The sequence below is a fragment of the Pandoraea terrigena genome, assembly GCF_902459705.1.
Classification (GTDB): domain Bacteria; phylum Pseudomonadota; class Gammaproteobacteria; order Burkholderiales; family Burkholderiaceae; genus Pandoraea; species Pandoraea terrigena.
This window is the reverse complement of sequence record NZ_CABPRU010000004.1, coordinates 224,335-245,689: the sequence shown is the minus strand read 5'-3', so window position 1 is coordinate 245,689 and position 21,355 is coordinate 224,335. Positions and strand designations below refer to the sequence as shown.

Genomic DNA, 21,355 nt, shown 5'->3' with positions numbered 1-21,355 from the left:
TTTCCTATCTCGCGCTTGTCGCCTGCGGCGCGTCGCCATTCGCCGTGGTCATCGCGGCCGTGGCTGCGCCGTGGCCTTTGATTCCGTTCCTGCTTCGTGAGTCGCTACCGTAATGAACGACGCTCTTCGCCTGCCCATACCGTTCGGCCCGCTCGACGCGACGGCCCCCGCATCGCCCGGTGCCCCGATTGAAAACATCGTCGACCTGCTGCGCGCGCGCGCCCGGTTCGAGCCTTCGCGCGAGGCCCTGCGTGTGCTGTCCGGCGACGACAGCGTCGGCGAGACGCTCCATTGCGCCGGCCTTGATGCACGTGCACGCGCCATCGCGGCGACCCTGCAGCGGCTTTGCCTCGGGCAGGCACATGGAGAGCGGGGCCTGTTGCTCATGCCCACGAGTCTCGACTACGTGGCCGGCTTCTTCGGCTGTCTTTACGCAGGCGCGATCGTGGTGCCGGCCTTCCCGCCGGAGTCGGCGCGGCCGCAGCATCTCGCGCGCGTGCGGTCCATCCTGCATGACGCCCGCGCGCGCTTCGTGCTCACCGACCGGCGGCATTGCGACGCCATGCGGGCCTTGGGCGATGCCATGCCGGAACTGCGTGGCGTGGAGATCGTCGTGGTCGACGAGATCGACGACGCGATGGCGTCCGAATGGCAGGAGACTGCCGTTGCGCCGACGGACCTGGCATTCCTGCAATACACCTCCGGCTCGACATCGACGCCCAAGGGCGTGATGGTCAGCCACGCGAACCTCATGGCCAACGAGGCGGCCATCGTCGCGGGGCTTGGCATGACGCGCGATGACACGATGGTGAGCTGGCTGCCGCTCTATCACGACATGGGACTCATCGGCGGGCTGCTGTCGCCGATCTATCGCGGCGCACGCCTGGTGTTGATGTCGCCGCAATGCTTCCTCGAGCGTCCCGTGCGGTGGCTGCGCGCCATTGACCAGTTTGGCGGTACGGTCAGCGGCGGTCCCGATTTCGCTTATCGCCTGTGTGCGCAGCGTGTCGACGCCAGTACGATCGCGTCGCTGGATCTGCGCGGCTGGCGGCTAGCGTTTTCCGGCTCCGAACCGGTGCGTCACGACACCCTGGTCGACTTCTGCAACGCGTTCGCCCCGGCCGGCTTCAATCCGGCGGCGGTGTATCCCTGCTACGGACTCGCCGAAGCCACGCTCTTCGTCACTGGCGGACAGCGGGGCGATGGCATGACCGCCGCCGAATTCGACCGTCCCGCCATGGCGCGGCAATGCGCCGAAGCGGCGGCTGGCGACGGTATCCGGCTCGTGGGCTGCGGCGCGGTGCAGGCCGATCACGCCGTACGGCTCATGACGTGGAGCGAGTCGGCCGATGTCGCGCCATCGCCGGTCGGCACGGGCGAGGTGGGCGAGATATGGGTGAGCGGCCCGAGCGTCGCACAGGGCTATTGGCGCAACGACGAGGCAAGCGCGCACGCGTTCGTGCATGCGGACGGTCGGCGCTGGCTTCGCACCGGCGATCTGGGCTTTCTGCACGAGCGGCAGTTGTATGTGACCGGCCGCTGCAAGGATGTCATCATCGTGCGCGGCCACAATCTCTATCCGCAGGATATCGAGAAGGCTGTCGAAGCCGACGTTGAGCTGGTGCGCAAGGGGCGGGTCACGGCATTCGCTGTCGACATCGACGGTGAGCCCGGTATCGGCGTGGCGGCGGAGGTTGGCCGCAGTGTGCAGAAACTGGTGACGCCGACATCGCTGGCCGAAGCCGTCGCGGTGGCGGTGGCCGACGTTTGTCAGCAGGCGGCGTCCGTGGTGGTGCTGCTCAATCCGGGCGCGTTGCCGAAGACGTCGAGTGGAAAATTGCAGCGCAGCGCGTGCGCCAGGGGCTGGCGCGAGGGATCGCTCGACGCGTGGGCCGTCTGGCAAAACGGGGCGATTACCGCGAACACGACGGGCAGTGGCTCGGCCGACAAACCGCGCAGCGAGCCCCTTTCCGATGTCCGTTACACAGTCACGGCCGATATCTGGTGCGACGTGCTTGGCCGACGGGAGGTGAATCCGGACGATCACTTTTTCCTTTGTGGTGGCAGCTCGTTGCTTGCAATGCAAGTGATCGCCCGCGTATACGAGCGATTGGGATTGCGGGCAACCCTTGCCTCGCTGTACGAACATGCGCGGCTTGGCGAATGGGTGAAAGAACTCGAGAAAATCCCACCTGTGCCGCACGATGCGTCCGACCGTGGCGCCGACGCGGGACAGCGAATTCCGACGGCCACCCCATTGAGCGCGACGGCGGGCGAGCGCGTCTACCGTCAGTCGTCCGCGCAGGCGCGACTGTGGGTGGCACATCGCCTGGATCCGGCGAACAGTGCGGCCTACCACGTGGGCGGCCAGTTGCTCGTCGACGGACGCCTCGATGCGCAGGCACTGGGCCGAGCCCTCGATGCCGTCGCGAAGCGACACGATATCTTGCGCACCACGTTCGGCGAGCGAGGCGGCGAAAGCGTGCAGATCGTGCACGCTCACGCGGCGGTGCCGTTCGCACAGCACGATCTCACGACGAACGAGGATCCGGACGGCGCCGCCGAGCGCCTGACCCGCGACCGGCTCTCGCAGCCGTTCTCACCGGACAAGACACCGCCTTGGCGCGTGGTGTTGCTGCGGACCTCTGCCGATGCGTCGCGGTTGGTGTTCGTGATGCATCACCTGCTGACGGACGCGTGGTCAATGACCGTGTTTGTCGAAGAGCTGGCCGTGGCTTACGGCGCGTGCGTGGCGGGCGGCATGCCCGTTTTCGACGGGGTGCCTGTGCAGCCGGGCGATCACGCCCATTGGCAGTACGCGCGGGTCACCGGTGCGGCGCTCGCCAGCCAGCTCGACTGGTGGCAGGCGCGCCTGCCGGAACCGTCGCCCGTGCTGACATTGCCGACGGACCGTGTGCGCGGCGCTGCGCGCACCGCCGCGGGGCAGACGCTGTCGTTCGAATTTACGGCGGATCTGACTCGCGACTTGCTGACTTACGCCGCACAGCGCCACGCCACGCCTTTCATCGTTCTGGCGGCGTCGTTCCAATGGCTGCTGCATCGCTATTCGGGCGAGACCGACATTCGCGTCGGCGTGCCGGTGGCGCAACGCGACGTGGCTGGACTCGATCGCATGCTCGGATGCGTGGTCAACACGCAGGTCTGGCGCGCCCAGATCGATCCGAGGGCGAGTTTCGACACGTTGGTTGCGCAGGTGCGCGACGCTGCACTGGAAGCGAGCGCATACCGCGAGGCGCCTTTCGAGCGCCTGGTGGAGCGCATTGCCCCGCAGCGTAGTGTGGGGCAGTCGCCATTGTTCCAGGTGATGTTGAACCATCATGTGGCCAATGCCGTGACCTCGCGCACGTCGCGCGCGGCGGCAGTCTGGCCCCCTGGACTCGATGTGCGCGCAATGCCGCTCACGAGCGGCGCGCAGTATGATCTGGCGCTCGATATCGATGAGCTGCGCGATCCGACGTCGCACGGCGCCGATCGCGACGCGAATTCGCTCGATGGCGTTGCCTTGCGAGCACGACTCACCTTCGCGACGGATCTGTTCGACGCCGCCACTGTCGCTCGCATCGGGGCCGATTGGCGTGCAAGCCTTGCGGCCCTGCTCGCGCGCTCGACACATGCCCTTGCGTCGCTGGACGTGGCGTTCGAGTGTACACCGAACTACAGCCGCACCGCGGCGCGCGACGGCTGTGCGCCTTTCCAGGCCATTCCGGCACGCATCGACGCACGCGCGCGGCAGCATCCGTGCGCCGTCGCCCTGCGTGACGAAGCCGGCGTGCTTACCTATGCGGATCTGGTGCGATCCGCCAACCGCGTCGCGCAATGGTTGCGAGCGCAGGGCGTGGCACCGGAAGCCCGCATCGGCCTGGCCATGTCGCGCCAGACGGGCATGATCACCGGCCTGCTCGGGATCATGAAGGCGGGCTGCGCCTTCGTGCCGCTCGATCCATCGTATCCGGCCGAGCGTCTTGCGCAGATCGTCGGCGATGCCGGGATATCGCTCGTCCTGACCGAGGCGCCGCTGGCCGATGCCCCATGGCTGCCCGCGCGTCGTGCCGTGGTGGCGGACATCGCCGCGGATCCCTCACTACCGGCACATGCACCGGACGAGGCACTGCACCCGGACCAACTGGCGTACCTGATCTATACATCGGGTTCGACGGGCACGCCGAAAGGCGTCGCGGTGGCGCACGGTCCGCTGGCCATGCATTGCGTTGCGACGGGCGCGCAGTACCGCCTCACGCCCGACGTCTGCGAGCTGCATGTGCTCTCGATCAACTTCGACGGCGCGCACGAGCGCTGGATGGCGCCGCTCATCTGCGGCGCGTCGCTCTTCATCGCGGACGAACGGCACTGGGCGCCGCAGGCGATGGTTGACGCGATGCGTCGCCACGGCGTCACCAACGCCGGCTTTCCAACGGCCTATCTTTGCCGCCTCGCCACGAGCGGGGCGAGTGGCGCACCGGCGCTCAGGTTGCTTTCATTCGGGGGGGAGGCGATGCCGTGGCCCGCGCTGCGCGCGGCCCACGCGATGTTCCATCCGTCGCAGACGATCAACGGCTACGGCCCGACCGAGACGGTCATGACGCCAGTGGCCTGGTCGATCGACGGTGCACTGGACGCGCACCCGTTCGCGCAGCTCGCTGGGCAGGCATACGCGCCCATCGGCGAGCCGGTAGGGCGCCGCAGTGCGTGGGTGCTCGATCCGTGGCTGGGCGAGGTGCCGCTCGGTGCGGCTGGCGAACTATATCTTGGCGGCGACGGCGTAGCGCGTGGATATCTCGGTCGCCCGGGCCTGACAGCCGAGCGTTTCGTACCAGACCCTCGCGGCGAACCCGGCGCGCGTATGTACCGCACCGGGGACCGGGTGCGACGCCTCGCCGATGGCACGCTCGTGTATCTTGGCCGCTTCGACCAGCAGGTGAAGGTGCGCGGCTTTCGCATCGAGCCTGGCGAAATTGAAACGCAGCTATTGCGAGAACCGAGGGTCGACGACGCCCTGGTTGTCGCGGCGGACGGGCCGGCGGGCGATCAACTCGTTGCCTACGTGGCCGGCCGCGATCTCGATGGCGAAGCCCTGCGTGTCACGTTGTCGCATCGGCTGCCGGATTATCTCGTGCCTGCGCTCATCATCGTGCTCGATGCGCTGCCGAAGCTGCCGAACGGCAAGCGCGATCGCGCCGCGTTGCCGCCACCCGTCTGGCGCAGCACCGGCGGCGAGGCGCCGCAGGGCGCCGCTGAGGTGGCGTTGGCCGCGATCTGGCAGCAGTTGCTGCGCCTGCCCGCCGTTAGCCGTGACGACAATTTCTTCGCGCTGGGTGGCGATTCGATCGTCGCGCTGCAGATGGTCGGCCGGGCGCGCACGGCCGGGTGGCATCTCGGCGCACAGGACGTCTTTGCTCACCAGACGCTCGCGCGTCTTGCCGCGCAGGCGCGTGAGCTCGGCCGTGAGGTCGAGCCCACGCGCGAACCGGAGCCTCTCGAAGGCGATGTGCCACTCACACCGGTGCAGGCCTGGTTCTTCCAACAGGACCTTGTCCGGCGCGATCACTGGAACCAATGGGTCGAAGTGCGTCTGCCCGAGGGCACCGGCATCGCCTCGCTGCGCGCAGCACTTGCGAAGGTTGTGACACATCACGACGCGCTGCGCCTGCGATTTGCGCAGCATGACGGTCGCTGGCAAGCCCACTACGTGCCGCCGCAGGCTGGCGACGATCTGCTCTGGCACGCGGCGATGTGCGACGAGGCTCAACTCGCGGAAGGTCTCGCAAGGGTGCAGCGCAGCCTGTCGCTTGCGCACGGGCCACTACTGCGCGCGCTGCTTGTGCGTACGGACGCCGGCGCGCTTCGCTGTTTCCTCGTTGCGCACCATCTGGTAATCGATGGCGTGTCGTGGCGAATCCTGCTGGAGGATCTGCAAAGCGCACTTGCACAGGCGCGTTCGGGAGGGCCCGTGGCACTGCCGGCCGTGGGCCAGTCGATGCGAGATTGGGCACAGCGATGGCATGATTGGACCCGCTGCGGCGAAGCGCAAGCCGCGCTCGACGTCTGGCGGCAAGCGTTGTCCGGCGCCGTCGACGACATTGGCATCGCAAGGCCTGGGCGTTCCGAGACCGGGATCGGCGAGATCGAATCCACGTGGCCCGCGGACTTGGCGATGTCGCTTGCGCGACTGCGGTATGTTCGGGCGCACGAGGTCATGGCCGCCGCCGTGGCCCACACGTTGGGCGTGCGGGCCAATGCCAACCGCTATGTCGTTCACGTGGAGGGCCACGGGCGTGATGGCCGCACGGGGCAGGGCGATCTTTCGCGTACGCTGGGCTGGTTCACGGCCGCCTGGCCGTTGTCGGTAAGCGTCGGCGCCACGCCGCTGGCCACACTCGCCGCGACGCGCGAGGCATGGCGACGTATCCCGGCGGACGGCGCGAGCTACGGCGCGCTACGCTACTTGGGCACGCCGCAGGCCAGGGCCACGCTCGACGCGCTGCCCGAAGGCCACGTCACCGTGAACTTCCTCGGCCGTACGGATGCCGACGGCATCATCGACGGCGGGTTGTCTCACGACCCGAGCGCGCCGCCGCCGAACTGGCTGAGCGTCGACGTCTGGCAACGCGGTGACACACTGCGTTTCGTCTGTCGCTACGATCGCGCGCGATTTGCGCGCGACGACGTACGGGCGCTCCTCGAGGACATCGGTGCAACGCTGTCGGCATTGACCGCAGCACTGCCCGGTCACGAACCCGTCGTGGCCGAAGACTTTCCTCATGCGGGGCTGTCGGGCGCGCAACTGGCCACGCTGCCCGCGTCGCCGCAGCAGCTCGAAGCCATTGTGCCCGCCACGCCGATGCAGCAGGGCCTGCTGTTCCATGCACAACAGCAGGGCACGGCCGACCCGTACTTCTACCAGAAGGGATTCGTCATCGAGGGCGACCTCGATGCTGATGCGTTTGCCTACGCGTGGCGCGCGACGGTCATGCGCCACGCGGCATTGCGCACGGCGTACGTTGCCGAGTCGGGCGACTTGCCGCTGCTGCTGGTGTACGCCCGTGAGACCGTGTCGCCGAGTGCGGACCTTCTGCCGGTGGAGGATTGGCGAGACCTGGATGGCGCGGCACAACACGCTCGCCTGGACGCACGCTTCGCTGCCGAGCGGGCCGTGGGATTCTCGTTTGCGCAGGCGCATCGCCCGCGCCTCGCATTGATTCGCGTGGGGCAGGCACGCTGGTGGTTGTTGTGGAGCAGTCATCACGTTGCGCTCGACGGCTGGAGCACGGGGTTGGTCCTGAGCGATGTCATGTCGCGCTATGCCGCGCGCGCAACTACCGGCGTGTCGAACGATGCCGACCTCCCGTCGGCCCCTTCATTCGCGGCGTTTGCCGCGTGGCAGCGAGAGCGGGACGGGACGGCATCGCTGGCGTACTGGCGTCGCCTGCTGGACGGGGTTGCCGCTCCGACGCCGTTGCCCGCTGCCCGCCCGAGCGGCTTGCCGAGTCAGGCGAGCGGTCACGCCGAGGCGGCGTGGACACTCGCTTCGGGCCAATGGCAGACGTGGTGCGACGCGGCGCGCCGTGCGGGCGTCACGCCGGGCACGCTGTGTCAAGGCGCATGGGCGCTCCTGCTCGCGCGTCATGCCGGTGTGCGCGACGTGGTGTTCGGCGTCACGGCGTCGGGCCGGTCGGCTGCCATCCCCGGCATCGAACGCATGGCCGGGCTCTTCATCAACACGTTGCCGGTGCGCGCGACGCTCGATTCGCGCTTGTCCGTCGCGGAGTGGCTTCGCCAGCTACAGACGCAGACGGCGCAATCGCGCGAGCATGAACACGTCGCATTGTCGGCCATCACACGCGAAGCGCGGCGCGAAGATGGGGGTGAGGCCACTGACGGTGCGCTGTTCGAGAGCATCGTGGTCTTCGAGAATTACCCGCTGGATGCCGCTTTGCTGGGGCCGCGTGACGACGGCCTACGGCTTTCGTTGCTAGCGCGCGAAGCGCAAGCGCGCAACAACTATCCGCTCTCGTTGATCGTTGAGCAGCACGACGGCCTGCGCCTGGTACTCGCCTATGCCCGCGCGCGCTTCGACGAGGATAGTGTGGCGGCGTTGGGTGAGCGCTTCGTGACGCTGCTTGAGACGCTGACCGGTTGCCTCGACCTCCCGCTCGGTACCGTGGGAATAGGCGATGTGGTGGCGGCGTTGCCGGTCGGTACCGCCTGGTCGACGCACGACTTGCTCGACGACTGGCACGCCCATGTCGATCGCGACGGTGCAGCGCTCGCCGTCGAAGGCGAGGACGCCCGCTACCGGCGCGACGAACTCGACGTACTGGCCAATCGCCTTGGCAAGGCGTTGCAGTCGCGCGGGATCGGTCCGGAAGATCGCGTGGCGGTGTGTCTGCCGCGCAGCGCGGCGCTGCCCGGTGCGATCCTGGGCGTGTGGAAAGCGGGGGCCGCGTTCGTTGCGCTCGATCCGTCGCAGCCGCCAGAACGTCTTGAGAAAATTGCGAAGATCAGTGGTGCAAAGGCGGTGATCGTCGACGATCGCGCGCCGACCATCGCGCACGTACCGCTGATCCGATGGCGCGATGTGACGCAGGCACAAGACGATGGCGCTGCCCTTCGCCCGGTAGCGACGCACCCCGCACAGGCCGCCTACGTGATCTATACGTCCGGATCAACGGGAGAGCCGAAGGGCGTCGTGGTCAGCCGCGCCGCATTGCATAACTACGTGCACGCCGTGGCGGCACGTCTGCATGAGCGCGGCCTCGATACCGATGCCGGCGCGACCGGCGGCTTCGCCATGGCGTCCACGGTGGCCGCCGACCTTGGACATACGACGCTGTTCGGTGCCCTCGTCCTGGGCCGCCCCTTGTACCTCGTGCCGCAGGCTTGCGCGTTCGATGCGCAGCGCTTTGCGCATTGGTGTGGCGCGCGGCCGATCGACGTGCTCAAGATCGTGCCGGGGCATCTGAAGGGATTGCTCGATGCCGCGGGACCGTCGGTGTTGCCGCGAGCCGTGCTGGTCACAGGAGGCGAGTCGCTCGATCCCTCGTTCGTGGCGCAACTGTGGGCGGCGCGCCCGGAACTTGCCGTACTCAACCACTACGGGCCGACGGAGACGACGGTCGGCGCGCTGACGTATGCGCTGCCTGGGCAACCGGTGCCCGGCGAAGCGATTCCTGTCGGCGCGTCGCTCGCGAATCTGGATGCGCATGTGCTCGACGCCGACCTGAATCCGGTGCCGAACGGTGTGGCAGGAGAGTTGTACATCGGCGGGGCGGGCGTCGCGCGCGGCTATCTCGACGCGCCGGCACAGACCGCAGAGCGCTTTGTGCCACATCCGTGGCATCCGGGCGCGCGGCTCTATCGAACCGGCGACCGGGCGATGCAACGCGCCGACGGAGCGGTTGTCTTTCTCGGCCGCATGGATGATCAGGTCAAGATTCGCGGCTATCGTGTGGAACCGGCGGAAGTCGTGCGCGCCATGCGCCAGGTGCCGGGGGTCATCGAGGCAGCCGTCGTGGCTCGTCACGACGGCCCCGGCGGCGCGTGGCTGCACGGCCTTTTTACCGGTGAGGCGACGGTCGATGCGGTGAGCGCCGCACTCGCGGCGGCATTGCCTTCGGCCTGCGTGCCGGCGCGCATCGAGGGTGTCGAGCGGTTGCCGCTCAACGCGAACGGAAAGGTCGACCGTCGCGCGTTGCTCGCGATCGGTGATGCGCACACGTCGGCGGGCGCGGCGTCGGTCGAGTTGCCGCGCAGTGGCGTGGAAGCTGACATCGCGGCCATCTGGCGCCAGGTCCTCAAGCGCGAGCAGGTGGGTCGTCACGAAGCGTTCTTCGCGATCGGCGGTGATTCGATCCTGGCGTTGCAAGTCATCGCCCGGTTGCGCAAACGCGGGATCAAGGTGGGACCGCAGCATCTCGCGTCACACCCGACGGTGGCGGAACTGGCGACGCTCGCTTCGCCGCCCGAGTCTTCGCAGTCACCTGGGTCGGACAGGGCACCCGCCGCGTGGCCGTTGCGCGGTGATCCGAAGCGAAGCACGTTCCCACTGTCGTCGTCGCAAATGCGCGTCTGGCTCGAAACGCAACTGGCCCCACGTGCCGGGGCGTATCACGTTGCAGGCGCCCTTCGCCTCGAAGGGCGCTTGCAAACCGACGTCCTTGAGCGCTCGCTGCATACGCTGGCGGATTGGCACGAGACGTTGCGCATGACCATCGCGGCCAGCGACGCCGAGGCGGGCGCGCCCGAGCAACGTGTGCATGCCGCGTTGCCCATCGCGTTTACGCAAGGTGCCGTGACCGATGGCGCCAACGCGGCCGTTCGCGATGCCGCCGTGCGAGAGCAGTTCGATGCGCTTGCGCGGGCCCCGTTCGATCTGGCGAGCGGCCCGCTCTGGCGTGTGCATGTGATGCGCCTGGACACACAGGCGTATGTACTGATCCTCGTCATGCATCACCTGGTCTGCGATGGCTGGTCGATGAATCTGCTCATCGGCGATCTGGCTCGTGCCTATCGGGCGCACGCCGACGGCACTGTGCCGACGCGCAATACCGCTGCGCCTGACGTTCGCTACGGCGACTACGCGCTCTGGCAGCGCGAGCAGTCGAATCGTGCGGCGCACGCGGAATCACTGACGTATTGGCGGGAGCAACTTGGCACGACGCATCCGGAGCTCGCCCTGCCGTTCGATCGTGCGCGGCCGGCCGTTCGTGACGGCGCTGGCGCCAGCATCGATTTGACGATGCCGGCAGGGTTTCCGGCGCGGCTCGACCGGTTTGCCCGCGAACATGGCGCGACGCGCTTCATGGTGATGGCTGCGGCCTTCCACCTGCTCATGCACCGTGTGACCGGAGCAGGGGACATACGGACTGGCATGCCGGTGGCCGGGCGAGCGCTTGAGGTCCTCGAGCCGGTCGTCGGGTTCTTCGTCAACACCCAGGTGCTGCGTTCGCTGATCGAGGCGCCGACGACGTTCGCATCGCTGGTGCGCCAAGTGCGTGAGCGGCTACTGGCAGGTCAACAGCACGCGGACGTGCCGTTCGAGCAATTGGTCGAGCGTCTCGCACCGGTACGCAGCGCTTCGCGGCACCCGTTGTTTCAGGTGTCGGTCAATCATCAGAAGCGCGCCTTCGCACCGCTGCGTGATCTGGGCGGGGTGACGATGCAGGCCATCGAGCGCCGAGCGCACCACGCCCAGGTCGACCTGGCGCTTGATACGGAAGAGGACGAGACGGGCGTGCTGCGCGGTTGGCTGACGTATGCCTGTGACGTTTTCGATGCGGCCACGGTGCGCCGCCTTGGCGGTCAATGGTTGACGCTGCTCGAAGTGGCGATGGCGCAGGCGCACGTCCCGGTGGCGCGCTTGGCGATGACGCCGCAGGCGCCTTGCGCAACGCCGTCAGGCGCTCACGTGCCCGTCGGTGTCGCGGTGCCACTGCCCGTGCACGCGGTCGTCGACGCTCAGGCCGAGGCATGCGGCGACGCGATTGCGGTGAGCGACGAGCATCGCGAACTGACTTATGCAGCCCTCGTCGCGCAAGCCAATCGCGTTGCCCACTGGCTGATCGGCGCGGGCGTGCAGCCCGAAGCGCGCGTCGGGCTGGCCATGTCGCGCGGCACCGGGCTCATCGTGGCGATGCTCGGCATTCTCAAGGCCGGTGCGGCTTACGTACCGCTCGACCCGGCCTACCCGGCGGAGCGTCTGGCGTACATGGTCGCCGACGCGGGCGTCACCCACGCGATCACCGAGTCCGCGCTGGCGCGCGAGGCATGGCTGCCGCCGCTTGCGAGCACGATCGAGTCGATACTGTCCGACGACACCTTGCCGGAGCACGCGCCGACGCGCGCGGTCCATGTGGATCAACTCGCCTATGTGATCTACACATCGGGGTCGACGGGGCGGCCGAAGGGCGCGCAACTCACGCATCGCAATCTCATGCGCTTGCTGCTCGCGACATCTGGCGATTTCGCATTCGTGCGCAGCGACGTGTGGACGATGTTCCACTCGTATGCCTTCGACTTCTCGGTATGGGAGATATTCGGTGCGTTGGCCCACGGCGCGCGGCTAGTGGTGGTGTCGCAGGATACCGCGCGCGATCCGGGTGCCCTGTGGGCGCTGGTCGACCGGGAGGGGGTGACGGTGCTGAACCAGACGCCGTCCGCGTTCTATCAATGGCTCGGCGCGATGCCCGAAAACGTCTCGTCCACGACGTTGCGCCACATCGTCTTCGGTGGCGAGGCGCTGACGCCTGCTCGCTTGCAACCATGGTGGCAGCGCTTTGGCCAAACCACGCGTCTGACCAATATGTACGGCATCACTGAGACTACGGTGCATGTGAGCCATCGCGCGCTGCACCCTGACGACACGGCGGGTTCACCGATCGGAGTGCCGATCACCGATCTGACGTGGCGCTTGCTGGACTCGGGGCTCAACGATGTGCCGCCCGGGGTGGCGGGTGACCTGTATGTCGGCGGAGCAGGGCTCGCGCGTGGCTATCTTGGACGGGCAGGTCTCACGGCAGAGCGCTTCGTGCCCGACCCGGACGGCGCCCCTGGCGCGCGCATGTACCGCAGCGGCGACCGGGCGCGGCGCCTGGCCGACGGCGCGCTCGACTATCTCGGGCGGGGCGATGCGCAGGTCAAGCTGCGCGGTTTTCGCATCGAACCGGGCGAAATCGAGGCGCAGTTGCAGCGCCACGCCGACGTGACCGATACCGCCGTACTCGTGCGCAACGACGGCGCGGGCGAGCAACTGGTGGCATATGTGGTGTCATCGCCTGGTCCGGAAGACCGGCTCTGGGAACGACTGCGAGCGCATCTTGCCGGACGCTTGCCGGCCTATATGGTGCCGGGCCAGTGGGTGCGCCTCGAGGCATTGCCGCTCACGCCGAACGGCAAGCTCGACTGGCGTGCGCTGCCGGCGCCGCAGTCGGCGGGTACCGCCGTCTTCGAAGCGCCGCATGCCGGGAACGAGGCGCTTGTCGCGGCGATCTGGCAAGGCGTGCTCGGGGTGTCGCGCGTGAGTCGCCACGACGACTTCTTTGCCCTGGGCGGCCACTCGCTGCAGGCGACCCAGGTCGCCTCGCGTTTGCGCGATGCGCTATCGGTCGACATCCCGCTGCGCACGCTGTTCGAGGCGAGCCGTCTGGATGCGCTCGCGCAGGCGCTGGACACACTCACCGGCGCATCGCGCACCCCCCCCATCGTTGCCGACGACGCCTTGCAGGCGGCGCTGCGTGAGATGGAATCCCTTTCCCCCGAGGCGCTCGCGGCGCTGCTCGGATCGGAGCACCGACAGTGATGAACGATATTCAAACGACACTTGCGCGCTTAGCCCCAGCCCAGCGGCTTGCGATGATCGCGCTGCTCGAGCGCAAGGGCGTGGAAGTGCGGGAGCACTTGCCGCTCGACGGCTGGGTCGAAAGCGCTCAGCGGCAGGGCAGCGTTCAGGCGCCCGCCTCGTTCGCGCAGCAGCGCATGTGGACCCTGCTGCAACTCGATGACAACCCGGACACCTATCACATCACTGGCGTCGTGCAACTCGACGGCGATCTCGATGCGGCTGCCCTTGCCCAGGCGTTCGCTGCGGCCGTGTCGCGACACGCCGCGCTGCGCACCACGTTCGACGTCGAGGATGGCAAGCTCATGCAACGGGTCCACACGCAGATCGACGTCCCGCTCGACGTCGTGCCTCTTGCGGCGGGTGGTACGCCTTCCATGGCAAGCGACAAGGGTATTGGAGAAACTGTTGCGCAGCTCGGTCGTCGGGCGTTCGACCTGGCGCTGGGGCCGCTGGTGCGCACGACGTTGTTGCGGATGGCGGCGGATCGTCACGCGCTGGTGCTCACGATGCATCACCTGATTTCCGACGGCGGATCGCTGGATATCCTCATCGGTGAAATTACGCACGATTATGCCGTTGTGCGGGCCGGGAATACGCCCACAGAAGCGCCCGTGGGGCCGACCTACGGCGATTACGCGGTCTGGCAACGCACGCGCCTTCGTGGTCATGCGCTCGCCGGTCAGCTCGACTACTGGGCGACGCAACTGGCCAATGCCGACGATCTGCTGGCGCTGCCGCTCGACCGGCATCGTCCGGCGCAGCGTGATACCGCGGGCGGGCGTGTGTCATTCACGCTGCCCGCGCCGCTTGCGCTGCGCGTGCGCGAGTTGGCGCGCGAAGCGCAGACGACGCCGTTCGCGGTGTTGTTGGCCTCGTTCCAGGCCTTGCTGGCGCGATACGCCGCCGGGCAGGGCGACGAGAACAGCCCGGAGGGTACGGTCGATGTACGCGTCGGGGTGCCGCTCAGCCACCGTAGCCGCACGGCGCTTGAGCGCGTTGTCGGATGCTTCGTCAATACGGTGGTCGTCCGCGCGCGTGTCGATCTTGCCGGCGGGTTCCGCCCATTGCTTGCGCAGGTGCGCGACGTGTTGCTCGACGCGCAGCGCCACGCCGATGTGCCATTCGAACAGGTTGTCGAGCGGTTGGCTCCGGAGCGCAGCCTGAGCCATAGCCCGCTGTTCCAGGTGATGGTGAACCACCAGCGGCGTGATGCCGTCGCAGCGCTGCAACTCCCCGGCGTAACGGCCACCGTGCTTGAGGGGCAGACATCGCAGGCGAAGTTTGATCTCGATCTCGGCATCGTCGAGTCGCCGGACGGCTCGCTCGGCGGTGGACTGGGCTATGCCTGCGATGTCTTTTCGCCTCAAACGGCGCAGCGCATCTGCGCCCATTGGCAGACCCTGCTCGCGGCGCTGGTCGCGCAGCCGACGTCAGCGCTGCGCGACCTCCCGCTGGCGGACCCCGAAACACTGGCCACCATTGCCGCCTGGGGTACGCCGGCCGACGAACCAACGTGCGACACGCGCTTGCTGCCCGACATGATTGCGTCGCACGCGGGGCTGCAGCCCGATGCCGCCGCCATTGAGTGCGACGGCGAGGTGCTGACCTACGGCGAACTGTTGCGCCGAGCCGATGCGCTGGCCGCGCACTTGTGCGCCCGGCGTCTCGGGCGCGAAGCGCGTGTGGGCGTATGGCTTGAACGCTCGCCGCAGGCGATGGTGGCGATGCTCGCGGTTCTGCGTGCCGGTGGTGCCTACGTACCACTCGATGTGGAACACCCTGACGAGCGTGTGGCCGAGCTTTGCGCCGACGCGCAGATTGGTGTCGTCGTGACCGATGCGCGGGGCGCGGGGCGCTTGCCGCCCGGCGTCGCGGCGCTCGACGTCGGGCTGGCAAAGTCCTCGGCCGTGCCGGACGCAGTGTTGCCGGCGCTACACCCGGCCCAACTGGCCTACGTCATATTCACGTCGGGCTCGACCGCACGACCGAAGGGAGTCGCCGTCAGTCATGGACCGATTGCCATGCATTGCCGTGCGATTGCCGCGCTCTTCGGTATGACGCCCGCGTTTCGCGAGCTGCATGTGGCATCGCTCGCGTTCGACGGCGCCCATGAGCGCTGGCTCACGCTACTGTCGCAAGGCGCATGCGTGGTGCTGCGCGGTGCGAGGCAATGGACCGCGCAGGAGATATGCGAACAGATCGTCGAGCGCCGTGTGACGAACGCCGGATTGCCGACGGCGTTGCTGCGCCATGTGGCGAAATTTGTCGAGGCGCACCCGGGCGCTGTGCCCCCCGGGCTCATTTACTCGTGCGGTGGCGAAGCGCTCTCGCGCGACACGCTCGCCGTGGTCATGCGGACGTTGCAACCGTCTCGCCTGTTCAACGGTTACGGGCCGACGGAGACGGTCGTCACACCATTGAACTGGACCGCCGGTGCGGGCATGCAAAGTCCGACGCCCTATGCGCCGATCGGCTCGCTCGTCGGTCGGCGTCGGGCCTACGTGCTCGACCCCTGTTTGCAGCCGCTGCCGGTCGGCGTGGCGGGCGAGCTGTATCTCGGCGGCGACGGGTTGGCACGAGGCTATTGGGCGCGGCCCGGGCAAAGTGCGGAGCGCTTTGTCCCCGATCCGTGGGGGGCGCCGGGTGCGCGCATGTATCGCACCGGCGACCGGGCCCGCTGGCTCGATGACGGCAATCTCGAATTTCTCGGCCGCCGCGATCAGCAACTCAAGGTCAGGGGCTTTCGCATTGAGCCGGGAGAGGTCGAGGCGCAATTGCTGGCCGAGTCTGGGGTGCGCGAGGCGGTGGTCAGTACGGCGCAAGGCCCCGCGGGCGTGCAGCTCGTCGCTCATGTGAGTGCCACGCCGCCCGCTGGCGTCGACGCCGCGTTGTTTGGCGAGCAATTGCGGCGGGCGCTCGGCGAGCGGCTGCCCGCCTATCTGGTGCCGGCACAGGTGCTTGTGCTTGAGGCCCTGCCAAAACTTGTGAACGGCAAGCTCGATCGGAAGCGCTTGCCCGCTCCCGTGTGGCAAAGCGCCAGTACCGAAGTGCCGCAGGCCGGTACCGAAACCGCGCTGGCCACGATCTGGACCCAACTGCTGGGCGCAGCGCAGGTTGGCCGGCACGACAACTTCTTCGCGCTCGGTGGAGACTCCATCGTCGCCTTGCAAATGGTGAGCCGTGTGCGCGAAGCCGGTTGGCGTGTGACGGTGCGCGATGTGTTCCGGTATCAGACACTGGCGGAACTGGCCACCGTTGCGGTGCCGTTGCACACGCATGGGGCCATCACGGCAAAGGCGACTGAGAGCAACGTCGACGCCGACGTGCCGCTGCTGCCGATCCAGTCGTGGTTCTTCGATATGCCGGTCGCGCAGCGGGATCACTGGAATCAATGGGTGCAGCTTGAAGTTCGCGATGCGCGCCATTCGCTCGATCCCGATACGCTGCGTGCCGCCTTGCTGGCCGTGGCCTCACACCACGAAGCGTTGCAGATGCGATACGTTCAGACCGACGGCGGATGGCGGCAGCAGCGTGCTCCGGCGCAGGCACCGCTCGTAGCACTCGACGTCGTCATCGCGGCCAATGACGCCGAGGCGCTTGAAGCTGCCGAGCGCGCACAGCGGAGTGTGTCGCTCGCAAACGGCCCGCTGCTTCGCGCGTTGCTCGTGATGCTGCCCGGCGCTCGACAGCGCCTGTTGCTCGTGTGCCATCACGTGGCCGTGGACGGCGTCTCGTGGCGCTTGCTTCTGGACGATTTGCAGCGTGCGCTGACGCAGATCGAAGCCGGGGAGCCGGTGGCGCTGCCAGACACCAGTACCCCAATCGGGGCATGGGCGGCGTACTGGCGAGATTGGGCGACATCGCCCGAGGCCGCGCAGGAGCTGCAGTTCTGGGAGCACGCACTGCATGGGGCGCACGATTCGCTACCGGTGGACGCGATACCGGTCGATGGCGACCGTCAAGCCGACGCGGCAGACGTTACCGTCGCGCTAGACCCGTCGGCAACCCAGCGCCTGCTCGATGTGGCTAACGGCCGTGCGCGCATGCACGAGCTTCTGGTAGCGGCGCTGGCGCACGCCGTCGGCGAATGGACAGGAGCGGCGCGCATTGTGCTGTGTGTCGAGGGACATGGTCGCGACGACGTGCCCGGCACGGAAGCCTTCGATCTGACGCGCACGTTCGGTTGGTTCACGTCGGTCTACCCGCTGGCGGTCGACGTTGCGGCATCGCCGCGCGAAACACTGTTCGCCGTCAAGCGGATCTGGCGGGGCGTGCCGCGCGCAGGCCTCGGGTTCGGTGCGCTGCGCTATCTCGGCGACGCCAGGGTTCGCGAGGCGATGGCCGCATTGCCGCATGGACGCATTACCTTCAACTATCTGGGACGTGTCGACGCCGGGTTTGACAACGGCCGCTTTGCGCCGAGCGAGGCGAGCGCCGGTGCGGCCCGCGACGGCGCCGCCCCACTGGGCAACTGGCTGTCGGTGGATGGTGCGGTGGTCGATGGTTGCCTGAAGCTGCATTGGCGTTTCTCGCGGGCGCGCTTGCACGAGGCCACGATTGCCCGGGTCGCGGACCGCATGCAGACGGTGCTGTCCTCACTGGTGGTCGAGAGCGCTGAAGGGCGGGTGACAAGCGCGGCTGACTTCCCGCTGGCGAATCTGACCGAAGCCGCGCTGAACGCCTTGCCGGTGCCCGCCGGCGATCTCGAAGACGCCTATCCACTTTCGCCGATGCAGCAGGGCATGGTGTTCCATTCGCGATTGGCGCCGGGCAGCGCGTCGTACATCAACCAGCTACAGATTCGCCTGGAAGGCTTGCAGACCGACGCTTTTGCTGCGGCCTGGCAGGCGGCCGTGCAGCGCCACGCCATTCTTCGCACGAGCTTCGACTGGCGCGACGGGGCGCCGCCGCTCCAACTGGTGCACCGCGAGGTGCCGCAGGCGCTGCGCCAGTTCGACTGGCGCGAGCGGGTCCGGCAGCACGGGGCGATCGTCGTGAGCCAACTCGCGCGGGACGAGCGCGCCCAGGGGTTCGATCTGGCGCGTGCACCGTTGCAGCGCGTGGCGCTTGTACAGATCGCCGACGATGCCTGGCAACTGATCTGGACCGTGCATCACGCGCTGCTCGATGGCTGGAGCAGCGCTCAGCTCATCGGTGAAATCCTGCAGTCCTATCTGTCGGGGGCGCCCGACGCGGGCAGCGCGACGCCGCGTTTTCGCGATTACATCGCGTGGCTCCAGACGCACCGCCCGCGCGACGTCGAATCGTTCTGGCGCGAGCGGCTTGGCGCATTCGAGTCGCCGACCCAATTGCATGAAGCCGTGCTGCGCACGACTGCGCCCGCGCCGGGATATGGGGAGCGCACGTTCCGTGTCGACGCCGCGAGCACGCAGGCATGGCAGCGCGCGGCGCGCAGCCGCAGGCTGACCGTCAATACGTTGATCCAAGGCGCATGGACGCTGCTGTTGCAGCGCTATACAGGGCGAAGGGATGTCTGCTTCGGGGTGACGGTCTCCGGACGGCCCGCCGAGTTGCCGGGCGCGGAGCGCATGCTGGGCCTGTTCATCAATACACTGCCGGTGGTGCAGGGGCCGTTGCCCTCAATGCGACTCGACGACTGGCTGCATCGCCTTCAGGAAGACAACCTCGCGCTGCGCGACGCCGAGAGCACGCCGCTCTATGATATTCAGCGCTGGTTGGGCTGGCCCGGCCAGGCGTTGTTCGACTCGCTGATCGTGTTCGAGAACTATCCGGTGGATCGGGTGTTGCGTGCGCAAGGCGCGCAGGCGCTGCGTTTTGGTGGCATCGTGAACGTAGAGACGACGCATTACCCGCTCACCATCAGCATTGCTTCGGGCGAGACCATCGATGTGCGCATGAGCTACGACCGCCAGCACTTCGACGATGCGGCCGTCGAGCGGCTGTGCGCGCAACTTCATGATGTGCTCGGGCAGGTGTGCGTGCCAGAGGCACCAGTGGCACTTCGCGTAGCCGACGTCGTGTTGCACGAGACCGAGTCGTCGTGGCCTGCGCAGCGCGGCCCGCGCACGGCGTTCGAGGGGGCGGAGCGCGTTGATCGCACGATAGCGGCGTTTGCCCTCACGCAGCCTGACGCCATTGCCGTCACGGATGGCGAGCGCTCGCTGACCTATGCCGAACTCGATGCACAGGCGAACCGTGTGGCGCATGGTCTGTTGCGCCGGGGCGTGTCGTGCGAGGACCGCGTTGGTATCGCGATGACGCGCGGCGTATCGCTGATCGTCGCCATCCTTGGTGTGATCAAGGCCGGTGCGGCCTATGTGCCACTCGATCCTGCCTATCCGGACGAGCGCCTCGGGTATGTCGTGAAAGACGCAGGGATTGCCGTCGTCATGACCGAGACGGCGCTTGGCGCCGCCGTGTGGCTGCCGCCCGCCAGCGTGAGCGTCGATGCGCTCGTGGACGATATGGCGTTGCCAACGACGGCGCCGGATGTGACCGTCCACGAAGATCAACTCGCCTACGTGATCTACACGTCGGGCTCGACGGGGCGGCCGAAGGGGGTGCAGGTCGCGCATCGGCAATTGACCCGGCTGCTGCGTTCGACCGATGCCTGGTTCGGATTCGGGCCGCAAGACGTGTGGACGATGTTCCATTCGTATGCGTTCGATGTGTCGGTCTGGGAGATCTTCGGTGCGCTGGCGCATGGCGGACGCCTCGTCGTGGTGCCGTACTACACGAGCCGCGAGCCGCAGGCGCTGTGGCGGTTGATCGATGCGCAACGCGTGACGGTGCTGTGCCAGACGCCGTCCGCGTTCTACCAGATGCTCGCCGCTTTGCCGTCCGAAGTGTCCCCCACATCCCCCACGTCCCTCACGTCTTTGCGTCATATCGTGCTCGCCGGCGAAGCGCTGACGCCCCGGCGGCTGGCGCCCTGGTGGGCACGCTTCGGCGCGCAGACGCGCATCGTCAATATGTACGGACCGACCGAGACGACCGTCTACGCAAGCTACGGCGTCGTTACGCCCGATGGTGGTATCGGGCAGTCGCCCATCGGCGAGGCGCTGCCGGACGTTGGCTGGCGCGTGCTCGATGCGTCGCTGTCGGAAGTGCCAATGGGTGTGCCGGGCGATCTTTACGTCAGCGGTGCCGGACTGGCGCGCGGCTATCTGGGGCGCCCGGCGTTGAGCGCCGAGCGTTTCGTGCCCGACCCGTGGGGCGCGGCCGGCACGCGCATGTATCGAACGGGAGATCGCGTGAGGCGTCTGCCGGACGGCACGCTCGACTATCTGGGACGCGGTGATCAGCAGCTCAAGCTGCGCGGGTTTCGCATCGAGCCTGGCGAGATCGAGGCGCAGTTGCTCACCCATGCCGATGTGGACGACGCCGCCGTGCTGGTGCGCGATGACGGCGCGGGCGACCAGTTGGTGGCCTACGTGGTGGCCCACACGGATCACGACGACGGCCTTTGGGGCCGCCTGCGCGAGCACCTTGCAACACGCGTTCCGGCGTTCATGATGCCTGGGCAGTGGCTGCGGCTCGGCGCATTGCCGCTCACGCCAAACGGCAAGCTCGACCGTCGCGCATTGCCCGCGCCGCAGGGTGCGGCTGCCTGCTTTGCGCCTCCCGAGCCGGGCATGGAGGCGGAGGTGGCGCAGATATGGAGAGACGTGCTCGGGGTGGAGCGCGTGGGGCGTCACGACAACTTTTTTGCGTTGGGCGGCCATTCGCTGCTCGCCACACAGATGGTGGCGCGGCTGCAAGCGTCGTCGGGGCGGCCCGTCGCGTTGCGGCAACTGTTCGAGACGCCGGTGCTGGCGGACTTCTGCGCGGCGTGGGCGGCGGCACCTGCGGCGCCCGACGCCCACGCGCGTGGTGTGCTTGACGGCCTGCTGGGCGATCTCGAAGCCGACGCTGCCTGAGCGCGACGGGCTCGCGCGACGGACTTGTCCTGCCAGTGGCTGGCACGGGCAGGGCGGGTCCCGTTGCATATGATTTGTGCATGATTGATAGAAGGAT

At 67.8% G+C, this 21,355-nt stretch carries 2 protein-coding genes; both read left to right on the top strand.

All coding sequences use genetic code 11. The features are described 5' to 3' along the window. Positions 1-112: 112 nt before the first annotated feature. The gene (locus PTE31013_RS11190; protein WP_150612870.1) at positions 113-13,315 is read left to right on the top strand and encodes a non-ribosomal peptide synthetase; all 13,203 of its coding nucleotides are present in this window, start codon (positions 113-115) and stop codon (positions 13,313-13,315) included. After that, positions 13,315-21,258, top strand: coding sequence for a non-ribosomal peptide synthetase (locus PTE31013_RS11185; RefSeq protein ID WP_150612869.1), 7,944 nt, complete (start codon positions 13,315-13,317; stop codon positions 21,256-21,258). The genes PTE31013_RS11190 and PTE31013_RS11185 overlap by 1 nt, the downstream gene beginning before the upstream one ends. The last annotated feature ends 97 nt before the right edge of the window (positions 21,259-21,355 follow it).